A 12733-nucleotide genomic window follows, 5' to 3' on the forward strand; every position below is an offset into this window, starting at 1 on the left:
AGCCGCCGAGGCGGGCACGAGTTACGTCATCGCCATCAAGGCGATTAACGATATCGAAGAGGGCGCTCTGCGTCACGCGCGATTGATGCTCGGCGGCACGGAAGAACTGGATGCCCGTCGCGACGCATTCCTCGACCGCCTGCGGCAGGCAGCGCAGTTCTGCAGCCATCACCCGGCCCCGAATCCAGCATTGCTGTCCGCCGTCATCGCGGCTGCGGATACCGCTGCGAACGCGGCCGAGAACCTGTCCGCTCTGCCGGATCTCCTCGACGATGCCGAGGCGCAGCTCCAGCCGGTGTTCGCGGCGATGCTTGCGGAACCGGTCTTCCTCGCTCCGCCGTACCTGCAGAACGTCACTCCCACCGCCATCACGGTCATGTGGGAAACGGCTGGCGAGTTCCCGGGATACGTGGAGTATAGTGAGACACTGTACGGTGAACACCGGCGGCTGCAAAGCGACGCATCCGCGCTCCACGAGGTCCGCATCGAAGACCTCAAGCCGGGCACTGCGTATATGTACCGCGTCGTCGCCGGTGGGAGCGAGACACCGTGGTCGTCGTTCAAGACCGCACCGACGACAGCCGGCGCGATCCGCTTCACGGTCTGGGCGGACAGCCAGAGCGGCCCGCCGATGAATGAGCACGTCTTTCGACACATGGCGGCCTTCCGGCCGGATATCGCGGTCGGTACCGGCGACGTCGTTGGCAGCGGCTCCAATCTCCAGCAGTGGACTGACGGTCACCTCCAGTCCCTGCGTCATCTCTCAGCCAGCGTACCGACCTACGTCGCCATCGGCAACCACGAATACGGCGGGTTCTGGGATACCGATCCGCGCGTGTGCCCGCCATATGAGCGCTACTTCGACCACCCGACCGCTCGTTCGGGCAACGAATACTGGTTCTCATTCGACTACGGCCCGGCGCGGTTCATCATGCTCGATGCGAATAAGGTGGATGGCCCGAAGGGGGAACGCATACCGCCGGGGAGCCCTCAGTACGAGTGGTTTGCCCGCGAATTGGCCGACGCCGCCGAGAATGCCAAGTGGATCTTTGTCTTCTTCCATCAGCCCCCGTATTCGGAATGCTGGGGCGGCGGGTACTACGACGGCGAGTTCCACTTGCGTCAAGAGATCGTCCCGCTCATCGAGAAGTACAAGGTGGACATCGTGTTTTCCGGCCACACCCACGACTACGAGCGCGGCCTCCCCCATCCTCCGTACGACCCGGCCACCGGCAGCGGGAACGAGGCGACATACATCATCACCGGAGGAGGCGGCGGCTCACTCGACAACCACAAGTACTACGAGTGGCCCCAGATAGACCTTCCCGATCACACGGCGGATCCGTCGAACGACCGTGCGGACGAAGGGCGCTACTACAAGCATCACTTCTGCCTCATCGACATTGACGGCGACAGGCTGCACTTCACGGCTCACGCCGTCAAACCGGACGGTTCTTATGAGGGCGTCCTCGACCAGTTCGACCTCGCGGCCAAGGACCGCAAGGGGCTCTAGGGTTCCGCGGCGACCCCAGCGCCACCGGGGAATCGGTCGATCCGCCACTTTCCGGGACCACAGTGGCGCGGCTGCGCGGGTCATCCACCCGCTCGGCGTATGCGATTTGCGCACCGACTGCGATTGCTGAGGCGGACCGCTACCCGCTCAGGAACAGGTCGCCGATTTTCATCGCCAGCAGGATATCCCCATCTACCTGAAGCCTGCCGGCCATGAAGGCAGCGGTGGGATCCTGGTCGCCGGCGACGATGGCAGCCATGTCGGAGGCCGCGAGAGTGACCGTCACATCGGCCTTGTCCGGCGCGCCCTGCTCGACCTTGCACTCGCCGTTGGCGACAGTCACGGCGTACTGCCCGCCGCCCTCACCCGTGATGTTGAAGTGGAATACCGCTTCTACCCCGGCGGCCGCCTCGGCATTGAACCGTTCGGGCAAGGCCGCAAAAAACGAGTCAACTGCTGCCACGTGAACCTCCTTCATATCGTTCTCTGCATCGCTGCACGCGCTCCCGAGAGCGAACCACGGCGTGGCCCGGGCGCCTGCCATCACGTGCGGCGGCAACAAGCTCGCGGCCGTCGGCCCAGGCTGTGCCTCCGTCGCCTCTCGCCGTGGGTTGTGGCCGCAAGTCCGCTGTGGTAGATGTTATCCGAACAGGTCTATCTTTCTCGATTGCCCCTTGCCGTCAATATGCTGGATGACGATGGGAAACCCCTTCTGACCTGTCATTTGCACCGTGTCGCGCGCGAGCTGGAGCAAGTCCATCGGCCGGACGCAGTTCTCGGGCGGTACCACCCCTTTCTCCGTAATCTTGCCAGTCGCCATCAAGATGGCACCTAACGCCGCCGGGATTCCGGTAGCATCGCCCATACCTTGCGTCTTCGAGGACATCGAGAAGACGTAGGTGTTCTTCTCGCCGTTCTTGTATCCCTTGACCACGATCTTCAGGCAGCCCATCGGCCCCGTCAAGCCCGCGTCGTCCAACAGTTGTTGCCTGCGGGCGAGGATGAATGCGACGGCGAACTCCAGAGGTACGATCTTGCCGCCGTCAACCGCAATCGGCTCGTCACCCGTGATGCCCAATCTCACGGTGCCCTTGATCAGTTCCGCGTACGCAGGCGGCAGCACGAGCCCAAGGTTGGTGACGCGCTTGAGATGCGCGAAGCGCTTCGGCAACGTGATCGTTTCCGGATGCGGGTAGCCATACACCCGGTACGTGCCGAGGTCCTGGAACGCGACGTCCTCCTCCAACGCCTTTCCGCTTTCCTCAAACAGCCGCACGGTCGTGTACTTGCCGTCGAGGAACATCGGCACGTCTATCATCATGGAGTGGATTCGATGCTTGATTACCGCCGCACCTTCGACCAACTCTCCGCCGTGAGCGTGGTAGATATCCACCGCCTCCAATTCGTCCAGCAAGGACTCGGCGCAAAACCTCACCAGGACGTTCGCCACGCCGGGAGACGTGCCCATTCCGAGCAACGCGGACACCCCCGCCTTCTTCGCCTCCCCATCCATCGCGAGACACGCCTCGGTCGCGTCGAGATCGTCGCACACGTCCACGTAGTCGATCTTCGCGTCGAGCGCCGCCTTGAGGATCACCGGGCCGAACTCGTAGAATGGCCCGACGCAGTTCAGGACGACCGATGAACCGGCGATCGCCCCGCGGATGCTCGCGGGATCTCTCGCATCAAGTTCCACGGCGGCGAGCTTCCCCGCCCCGAGCCGCTCGACCATCTTCCGCGCCTGCTCGAGCGCGATGTCGGCAACCACGACCTCTGAAAACACGTCGCTCGCAGCCAGCGCTTGCACCGCGACGCTGCCCACTGCTCCGGCGCCTCCCAGAATCGTCACCCGCGACATTCCGTTCTTCCTTTCTTCGTGACTTCGCGATATCGCGGGCTTCGCTCACCCGCCCCTGCGCGCGAGGTCCGTGAAGTACTTGATCTTGCATGCATGCTCGATCGAGCACGTGTAAACGTACGCCTCCTCCATCAGCTTCCCTGCCGTAATCGACCCGTGGCCCCGGATGATCGTGCCCCGGTGGTCCGCCAGCGCTTTGCTCGCCGCCTGCGCCAGCTGCTTCGATCCGGCTCCGCCCGTGATCAGTGGAATCTCGTGCAGGATGTATACGCTCTCACTGTCGGCGGGGGTGATGACGTCTTCCTCGGCGATCATCGACATCGCGACCGCGAACGGCGAGTGGCAGTGGATTATCGCCAGCGCAGAGGTGCTCTGGTAGATCGCTCGGTGAACGTTCGTCTCAGTGGAAGCGATGATATCGAAGCTGGTCGGCCGCTCCAGCTCGACGGTGACGATCGCGTTCTCATCGAGTTCATCGAGCATGCTGCCGCTGCGCGTGATCAAGATGCGGTCGCCCGCACGCATGCTGATATTGCCGAAATGCGAGCCGGTGAGCCCGGCCTCGATGATCTTCTTCCCGAACTTCGCGATCTCACGCCACATCTGCGCCCGTCTCCACGCTCAGACTCCCGCATGCCGCGGGTGCCGCGTCGCCGGCATGCCGGACGCCACGTTCCTATACGCCGGCGCCTTGCGGCGACGGCTCCAGCGACAATGCCTGCAACCTCGCCTCGGTGGGTCGCCCCCCGGCATCCCAGCCGCGGAACGCGTAGTACTCCCGCAGCGCCCGTTCGAATTCAGCGCGGTCAATCCGCGGCGTCCGCTCGTCACCATCCTCTTCGAAAAAGCGCGCCGGCAAGGTGTCATCCTCGTCGACGAAGCCCTCGCGCAGATTGAACATCCGCTCCACGTTCCAGATGCGCTCGCCCGCGCGGATGAGCGTTTCGGAGGGGTAGTCAACTCCGGTGACCGCGCTCAGGATATTCGCGAACTCCTCTTCGCCAACGGAGAACAAAGTGAACTTGCACACGACCAGCGCGTCCACTGCGGTGAAGATGTTCTGCGCCAAGGCGACGAGCCACGGCTTGCTGACCCAAGTCGTGCGGTCAATGAGCTTCGGCTTGCCGAGAATTTCGAGGCCGACCATGTAGGCGCGCAGGTGGCAGCCGCCGCGATTCGATGTCGCGTAGCCGAGCCCTAGCCCGAGCACCCCGCGTGGATCGTACCCGGGCAACTCGAGGCCCTTGACTTGCATCGCCGCCTCGGGCTTGCCGCGCGCAGATGCGAAGCGCAGCGCGCCTTGCACCAGCTCCTCGCCAACGCCCTCCCCCTCCCCCATCTGACGCACGAGGTCGGCGATGTCACCGCCGCGCAGCGGCTCTCCCTGCAATTCCGCGTAACACGCGATGGCGGCCCCGGCCGAGATGCTGTCGAGCCCGTACTCGTTGCACAGCGCGTTGATCTCGACTAGGCTCTCGAGGTCGGCGTTATCGTTGCTCGGGCCGAACAGTGCAATCGTCTCGTATTCCGGCACCTCGCGCCCATCGCGCGTTTCGCGCTTGCAGCCGATCGGGCAGCCGGCGCACGGGGTGCGCCGCGGGCTGTACTTCGTCGCGATGGTCTCTCCCGCCACAGCCTCGGCGGACTCGAACGCGGAGCGCCGGAAATTCGACGTCGGCATCACGCGCATGTAATTGATGAGGTTGACCAGAGACGATGTGCCGTACTCCGCCAGGCCCTTCGATGATACCGGGCTCGCGATGAGCAGCCGCATGATGTCCGCATAATAGCGCGCAAAGGCCTCTTCGTCGGCAACGGTCGTCTTATGCTCGCCGCGAACCACGATGGCCTTGAGCAGCTTGCTGCCCATTACCGCGCCGAGCCCTCCCCGCCCGGCAGCAGAGCCGCGGTCGTGCATGATCGCAGCGATGCGAGCCTTGCGCTCGCCTGCCTTGCCGATGCACGCGACGCTGCCGCGCTCCGACAGCGCCGCCAGCACCTGCGACCGATTCACACCCCACAATCCCTCTGCGCTCTCGAGCGAAACCTGCTCGCCGTCAATGGCGAGCACCGTCGGCGACGCCGCGCGCCCGGTAATGGCGATATAGTCGAGCCCCGCGGATTTCATCGCGGCGCCGAATCGGCCTCCTGCATTGCCGTCAAAGATGGTGCCCGTAAGCGGCGACTTGCTGACCACCGCATGACGCCCCGACGTAGGGGCGCGAGTGCCGGTCAATGGGCCTGGGGCGAAGACGAGGAGATTGTCCGGCGACAGCGGATCGGTGCCAGCGGCGAGGCGGTCGGCCACAATCCTGACGCCGAACCCGCGACCGCCGACGTAGAGCAGCCGCAGCGCCTCGTCGGTTTGTACGAACTCGTACGTACCCGAGGACAGATCCACCTCAAGGGCACGTCCCGTCCAACCGTTCATCCAGCATCTCCCAGCACATCACGCCAGACCGTGGCCGTGCACACCCCGGCCGCGCGGACGAGAGATCTCCGCGGCCGCATGCTACAGTGGGAAGCCTTTCGCAAACGGGTCGGCCCACTCCTTCAGCGCGACCTCTAGCTCCGAGTGCTCCTTCGCATATTCCTTCACCGGAATTCCCTGCATCGTCGCATCGATTGCCTGGCGAAACGCCTTGCCTCCTGCAATCGGCCCCTGGGGATGTGCATGAATCCCGCCGCCGGAGCCGATCACAATGTCGGATCCGAGATCGGCCATCAGCTTCGGTACCATGGACGGCGTGATCCCGCCCGAAGCCATGGGCCAAGTGGGTCGGAGGTGATACAAGGGAAATGCTAGGTTCTTGGCGGCGTTTCGAAACTTGTCCGGTATGACCGGCGCCTTTCCATACGGTGCCGGGATCACCACGATATCGGCTCCCGCCAGGCGCGGCAGCTTGCCCAGGACGAGGTGCGAACTCATGCCGTGTAAGGGCGACATGTACAGCGCCCCGGCCACATCCATATGACCGAGCATCGGGACGTTGATGTCAGCATCCTCGGTCAGCGCCTGCATCACGGGGAAGCCAACCGCCAGATAGTTGATCATCAGCGCGTTGCATCCCAGCTCGACCGCTCGCTTGGCGTTGTCGAACACCTTGGGCACGCTGTCGGTCACGTTGGCGGTGTACAGCGTGTGCTCGCCGGTTTCCTCGTACACTTCCTTCTCGATCTCCATGTAGCGCTTGACCCGGCCCAGGAGCGAATTGAACGAAGCGTCGGCTATGAGTTCGTCGTCCTTGATGATGTCGCATCCCGCGAGCGCTGCCTTCCTGAACAACTCCGCCCCGACCTCCAGGGGATAGCCGGTGCACGGCTTGATCATATTGTTGAGCAGCGGCCGCTTTGGGATGCCCAGGATCTGGCGGATGCCCGGAATGCCGAACTTCGGCCCCTTGAACCCGACGACGTATCTCTGCGGGAAACGGATGTCGAGCAACTTGATGTTGCCGCCCATCGAGATGTTGCCCACCACCGTCGTCAGCAGCATCGGTATCTGCTCGCCGATGTTGACCTGGGGATATGCGACCTGGATAAAGTAGTTCCGCGTCTCGACCGACGGGGGTACGGACGATTCGAAGTCCGGGATCTCGTACACGCCCAGCACCTTCGCCACGTGCTGGCAGCGCACGTCGGGCGTCTCGCCCGGCACGGCCACCCATGTCCCCGTGCTCTGCTCCACGGCAAGCGCCGTGGACAACATGGGAATGGGAACCGCCGCAGGGAAAGACGCGAGGTACGTGGCTATCAGGTATTCCTCGCAGTCCGCCCCTTCCGGCAATGCCAAAGGCAGGCCGAGGATATCGTCTTGGTTCATGCAGACACCTCCTTGCACGCGCTTACTTACTCAGATCTCGCACCGTTCATTTGCCGGTAGAAGCCGCGCAGGCATCGGTATGCCTGCCGGTACGAACCGTACAGCGAATCGTAGAGTGCGCGGTTCGCTTGCTCCGGCTCAAACACCCGCTCGACGGCCACTATGTTCTTCAGAGCGTCAAAGTCCGGGTATATCCCAAGGCCCACTGCCGCCACCAACGCCGCCCCCACCGCTCCCGCCTCTTGGGGATTGTACACGGTTTCAACATTCCTCCCGGTGACGTCCGCCAGAATCTGCATCCACGGGGCGCTTCTCGCGCCCCCTCCGATGACTCTGAGGCGCGACAGCCGGAATCCGAAGCCATCCTCGATGATCTCCACCAGCCACCTCATATTGTACGCCACGCCTTCGTACACCGCGCGCAGCAAGTGTTCGCGGGCATGGTGGGCGCACACGTTGAGAAAACTCGAGCGAACGGTGCAATCCGTCACTGGCGCCCTCTCTCCGCACATCCACGGCGTGAACAGGACGCCGTCAGCGCCCGGCGCGATTGCGGCGACCCTCTCATCCATCAGCCCGTAGATATCCGCTGCCTCTGCGCCGGCCTTCTCGCTCGCGTACATGGTGTCCGCGATCCACTCCAGGCACGCCCCCGCGGTCTCCGTTTCACCGATCAGAAATGCCTTGCTGGGATCGGCCGACTGGATAGCCGCGACGCCGCACTTGCCGCGCGGCGTCCGCTTGGTCATGACGGCGACCCACCCCGATGTGCCAAGGTACACGTGACCGTCGCCCTCCCCCACGGCCCCGGAACCCACCGCGGCTGCAGGGGCGTCGCCGGCGCTGGCGATGACCGGCGTCCCTTCGAGCAGCCCGCACTCGCGGGCCGCCTCCGCCGTCAGCACTCCCGCCTGCTCGGTCGGTCGCACGAGCGGAGGACACTTCGCAGGGTCAAATCCCGCATAGCGCATGACGCCTTTGAGCCACGTCTTCTTCTTGAGGTCGAGTGCGAACGTAGACGCGCCGGTCCACTCCATGACCATTCTGCCTGTGCTGCGATAGATGAGATACCCCGCAACGTCGAGGAAGCAGCACATTTTGTGGTAGACCTCGGGCTCCTCCTCTTTTAGCCACAGCAGTTTCGGTATGCAGTCTTTGCCGCACAACGCCGTGCCCGCGAGGAGTGCGAAGATCCGGCCGCCGCCGAACCTCCTCATCATCCTGCTCGCCTGTGCGCTGGCCCGGCTGTCGAGCCAGATGATCGCTCTGCGCAAAGGGCCGGACTCGACGTCCATGGGTACGATCCCGAGCATCTGAGTGCTGTACGTGATGCACAACACGTCGCTGGGCGCTACCCCGGCCTCGTCGAGCAGTCGCCTCGTCGTGCGCACCACCGCATTCCACCAATCCGTAGGCTCCTGTTCAGCTCGCCCCGACCTGGGATGGTAGACCTTGTAGGATTCTGCGCACTTCGAGTGCACGTGGCCGCTGACGTCCACGAGCACCGCCTTGCTGCGGCTAGTGCCCACGTCATGCGCGATGATATACTTCGCCACGGGCTCTGCTCCTGGCGTCCGGCAGACACAGACTGCGTCACACGCGAATCGCCGGCAACATCCGAGCCACACTGCGAGCGGACGGGGGCTTTACGCCGCCGTCCGCCTGGGCTCTCACTGGTTCCATCTCACCCGCGCGACGTCTTCGCCTGTCGAAGGGGTCTTCGCCGCAGTGGAGTCGGCTTCCTGCGCCGCGGACAGCCGGCCTGCGCCACAGTGTCCACATCCGCCGCGCTGGCCCGACAACCGAGAGTAAGCCACGCCCATGTCGCCGCAACTGGCCGGTTCAACAGCGGCGGGCAAGACCGGGGATCGCCGAACTGCAGAAGAACGTCGCCGGCGCGTCACGGGCGAGCCAGGCGCACCCGGAGAATCTTCGCCTTCGCCGGCAGACGCACGTGAAGTTCGTCTCCGTTGAGCCGTCGGTGGCGGACCCACTGCCCGTCCTCGAAGGTACCCTCTTCCAGGGACAGAAGTTGAGTGTCGCGCAGCGGGCCTTGGAGTTCGCGGAACGTCACGTTGAAGCCGGCCCCTGCGATCACATAGTCGTCCGGCGCGAGTTCGATAATCAGCCCGCGCCCCCGGCCGCGCTCGACATCTAGCTGCACCGTGAACTCGACGAGGGCGGCGACCGTCTCGTCCGCCAGATGGACATCGTGGGCCCAGTCTTCACCGGGCGAAATCCCCTGGATGATCGCGTGCATCTTGCCCATGTAGCGATGGCGCGCAATGACCGGCAGCAGCGGTCTGAGTACGCGGTACGTATCCTCGAACTCTGCGGCTATGATCTCCCATCCCTGATTGTCCACTCCCGCATCAATGCCGTACGGCGCGATGCCGAGGCCGTCGAATGTCGCAAACGTCATGAATGCGTGCGCGCCGAAGAAAGGCATGAAGTTGACCTCGGGGACGAACAGGGGGTTGTCCGGTCGCGCGTAGGGCACGGCGTCATCGTAGAACTTCGGGTAGTAGATATCGGGCGCGATGAGGTCGAGGTGCGGCGCTGCGGCCTTCCAAATATCGAGGACATGCTCGGTCGGCCCGCCGCTCGGCCACCGCCCTGCGCGCTCGCCGTGGGGCTCGATAACCCAGGCATTGGCATACATCGGCAGCGCGTAGACCTCTCTCCCGGCAGCAGCCACCCTGTCGGTGTATCGAGCGATATGCCACGCGCTGAACGCCTCCGCGGCAAAATCCCCGAACACCTCCGTCCACGTGCCCGAGGAGCGAAACTCCGATTCCGACCATGCCGAGCGCAAGCTTGCCGTGAGGTCATCTCGGTGTTGACCGAGATACGCCATCAACTCGGACGGCACGTCGCTCTCGAAGAGGCGCGTCGCCTGCTCGGAGTGGTCCCGGTCAGTCCCGATAAGCCCGGGCTCGTTTTCGACCTGCACCATGATGACCGTGCGGTGGTTCCGGTCGGTCTCTAAGAGGTGGCGCATGACCGCGGTGAACGCCCGGATATCGGCATCGAGCGCGGCCTCACACAGCGGCGACATGGTATTCAACTGTTCCCCCCTGAACCCTATCGCCCGCGCGTACGTCGCCCGATCGTTCTTCATCCAGTCCGGCGTGTAATCCATTTCGCCGTTCTTATACGTGCCGAACCACAGCAGCACCAGTCGCAACCCGTTGCGGCGCGCGCCGTTGACGATACTGTCCAGCACGCGGAAGTCGAACTGTCCGGGCTCGGGCTCGATGACGCGCCAGTGCAGCGGAACAATCGCGGTGTTGGCATGGATTGCCGTGAGCGCCTTCCATACCCCCTCGAGATCCTCGTCCTTGACGGCGCTCTTGTTGAGGGCTTGCCCGCCGAGAATGAGGAATGGGTTTCCGTCCACCATGAGGTGGTATGCCGCATCGGAGTGCTCCAGCCGCGGAATCGGTAAAGCCGCACCCGAGGTCTCCCCCGCGCTAGCCGGTGCGGCACACGCCGCGCACACGCACAACGCGACTATCGCAAGCACTGCGCATCCAATTGACCATGCTGGCATCGGCATCCCTCGCACTCCTTTTCCCGCGCGTTGACGCGCGTGGCCTTCCTCGCCCGTACGTATCTCTGCCTGTCTGGCCTCCAACCTGACACTCGCCACACCGGCATTCGCAACCGGGCGGCCGCGACCTTGCGTCGGTTATGGCGCTGCCACGCGCACGCGCAGGATCTTGGACTGTTCCGGTAGGTGCACGCGCAGTTCGTCGCCCGTGAGCTGGCGCTCCGGAATCCACCGCTCGCCTTCGAATGTCCCCTCCTCCACCGACACAAGCTCGACGTCGCGCAGTGGCCCTTGCAGCGTGCGGAAGGCCACCTTGAATCCGGCGCCGGCAATCACGTAGTCGTCCGGCGCCAGCTCGATCATCATTCCCCGTCCGCGTCCCTTCTCGGGGTCGAACGTGACGGTGAACTCCACCATCGCGGCCACAGTGCGGCCCCCGAGGGCCACGCACTGCGCCCAGTGCTCGCCGGGGCCGATGCCTTGAATGACCGCGTGAAGCTTGCCCGTGTACTGGTAGCGTAGGACCAACGGAAGAAGCGGCCTCAGCACGCGGTAAGCATCTTCGAACTCTGCTGCTTTGAAGCTGAGTTCGCCGTCCTGTAAGGCATCGTCAATTCCAAACGGCGAGAAGCAGATGCCGTCGAAGGTCGCGAATGTCATGAAGACGAGCGCCCCGAAGAACGGATGAAAGTTGACCTCGGGCACGAACAGCGGGTTGTCGGGGCGTGCGTAGTGAGACGCGTTGTCATAGAACTTCGGGTAATAGATGTCGGGCGCGAGAAGGTCGAGGTGAGGCGCGGCAGCCTTCCAGATGTCCAAGACGTGCTCGGTAGGCCCACCGCTCGGCCAGCGCCCAGGTCGCTCCACGTGGGGCTCCACCAGCCAGGCGTTCGCGTACATCGGCAAGGGGTAGGCCTGCTTGCCAGCGGCCGCGACGCGATCGATGTAGCGCGCGATGTGCCAGGCACTGAAGGCCTCGGTAGCCATGCGACCGAAGACTTCAGCCCACGTGCCTTGGCTTCGGTATCCGCTCGCCCCCCACGCTGCCTGCATGCTCTCACTTAAGCCCTCGCGGTGCTGGTCGAGGTATGACATCAAGCTCGCCGGCACCGGGCGATTGAACAGTCGGGTCGCCTCGGTGGAGTAATCACGATCCGAACCCATCAGACCAGGCTCGTTCTCCACCTGCACCATAATGACCGTGCGCTGGGTTTCATCAATCTCGCGGATATGCTGCATCACCGCCGCGAACGCGCTCGCGTCCGCGTCGCGCGCCGCTTTGCACAGCGGCGAGATGACGTTCAGTTCCTCCCCCCGCAACCCGATCACGCGCCGGAAGCGCTTGCGGTCGGCCTTCACCCATTCCGGCGCGTAGTTCATCTCGCCGTTCTTCCAGGTCGCGAACCACAGCAGAACCAGACGCAGCTCATGGCGCCGCGCGGCCGCGATCACGTCGTCCACGACCTGAAAATCGAATTGGCCCGGCCGCGGCTCGATCAGCTCCCAGTAGATGGGGATGATGAGCAGGTTGCCGTGGATCGCGGTCACGGCCTGGCACGCGCGCTCAATGTCATCGCGATTCGACGCACTGGAGTTATGCGCCTGACCCGCGAGTGCGAGAAATGGCTGCCCGTCCACCATGAGGCGGTACTGCCCGTCGCTGTGCACAATCTCCGGAATCGACGGCGCCTGGCCGGCGGCCGCGAGCGTCGGCGCAGCCGATAACATCAAAAGAACGCTCACCACCGCTGCGATAAGTCCCACCGTCGCCGCACTCTGCGTGATTGGCATTATCTGGCTCCTCCGTTTCGCCTCGGCTCACGATCCACTCCTGCAAACGACCATGCCGCGCGGATCATGCGCCGCCATCCTTGCGTGAAATCATGGCGTCAGACTCTCCGCGAGGCGTCATGGATTGATGATGATCTTGTTGTGTTCCGGCGACGCCATGACCTCGAGCGCTTCGTGGATGCCCGACAATGGGAA

9 protein-coding genes are annotated in these 12733 nt (G+C 64.0%); 1 reads left to right on the forward strand and 8 read right to left on the reverse strand.

What is annotated here, in order from left to right; genetic code table 11:
- On the forward strand, nucleotides 1–1513 hold a 1513-nt coding region (locus JSV65_10320; GenBank protein ID UCH32987.1), incomplete at its 5' end, for a metallophosphoesterase family protein.
- Nucleotides 1514–1652: 139 nt separating this feature from the next.
- On the opposite strand, the gene JSV65_10325 is transcribed toward JSV65_10320, so the two are convergent.
- The 8 genes from JSV65_10325 to JSV65_10360 all read right to left on the reverse strand — a co-directional run bounded on the left by JSV65_10325 (nucleotide 1653) and on the right by JSV65_10360 (nucleotide 12538).
- Complete coding sequence (locus JSV65_10325; GenBank protein UCH32988.1) at nucleotides 1653–1976, reverse strand: SCP2 sterol-binding domain-containing protein; 324 nt, start codon at nucleotides 1974–1976, stop codon at nucleotides 1653–1655.
- Nucleotides 1977–2153: 177 nt separating this feature from the next.
- Entirely contained in the window at nucleotides 2154–3371 is a 1218-nt protein-coding gene (locus tag JSV65_10330; protein ID UCH32989.1) for a saccharopine dehydrogenase NADP-binding domain-containing protein, read from the reverse strand.
- Between the two features lie 45 nt (nucleotides 3372–3416).
- A complete protein-coding gene (locus tag JSV65_10335) occupies nucleotides 3417–3974 on the reverse strand; it encodes an aldolase (GenBank protein ID UCH32990.1) in 558 nt (185 codons plus the stop codon).
- Nucleotides 3975–4047: 73 nt separating this feature from the next.
- Entirely contained in the window at nucleotides 4048–5802 is a 1755-nt protein-coding gene (locus JSV65_10340; GenBank protein ID UCH32991.1) for an aldehyde ferredoxin oxidoreductase family protein, read from the reverse strand.
- 81 nt (nucleotides 5803–5883) lie between these two features.
- The gene (locus tag JSV65_10345; GenBank protein ID UCH32992.1) at nucleotides 5884–7194 is read right to left on the reverse strand and encodes a ribulose 1,5-bisphosphate carboxylase; all 1311 of its coding nucleotides are present in this window, start codon (nucleotides 7192–7194) and stop codon (nucleotides 5884–5886) included.
- 26 nt (nucleotides 7195–7220) lie between these two features.
- Entirely contained in the window at nucleotides 7221–8750 is a 1530-nt protein-coding gene (locus JSV65_10350; GenBank protein UCH32993.1) for an FGGY-family carbohydrate kinase, read from the reverse strand.
- A gap of 344 nt (nucleotides 8751–9094) precedes the next feature.
- Nucleotides 9095–10720, reverse strand: coding sequence for a DUF5597 domain-containing protein (locus JSV65_10355; GenBank protein UCH32994.1), 1626 nt, complete (start codon nucleotides 10718–10720; stop codon nucleotides 9095–9097).
- Nucleotides 10721–10885: 165 nt separating this feature from the next.
- On the reverse strand, nucleotides 10886–12538 hold the full coding sequence (locus JSV65_10360) for a DUF5597 domain-containing protein (GenBank protein UCH32995.1): 1653 nt from the start codon (nucleotides 12536–12538) through the stop codon (nucleotides 10886–10888).
- Nucleotides 12539–12733 lie beyond the last annotated feature (195 nt).

The organism is Armatimonadota bacterium, assembly GCA_020354555.1.
Classification (GTDB): domain Bacteria; phylum Armatimonadota; class Hebobacteria.

Excerpts from the sequence above, each read along its gene's own strand:
- JSV65_10330 (UCH32989.1), bottom strand. The coding sequence starts at position 3,371 with ATGTCGCGGGTGACGATTCTGGGAGGCGCCGGAGCAGTGGGCAGCGTC.
- JSV65_10335 (UCH32990.1), bottom strand. The coding sequence starts at position 3,974 with ATGTGGCGTGAGATCGCGAAGTTCGGGAAGAAGATCATCGAGGCCGGG.
- JSV65_10340 (UCH32991.1), bottom strand. The coding sequence starts at position 5,802 with ATGAACGGTTGGACGGGACGTGCCCTTGAGGTGGATCTGTCCTCGGGT.
- JSV65_10345 (UCH32992.1), bottom strand. The coding sequence starts at position 7,194 with ATGAACCAAGACGATATCCTCGGCCTGCCTTTGGCATTGCCGGAAGGG.
- JSV65_10360 (UCH32995.1), bottom strand. The coding sequence starts at position 12,538 with ATGCCAATCACGCAGAGTGCGGCGACGGTGGGACTTATCGCAGCGGTG.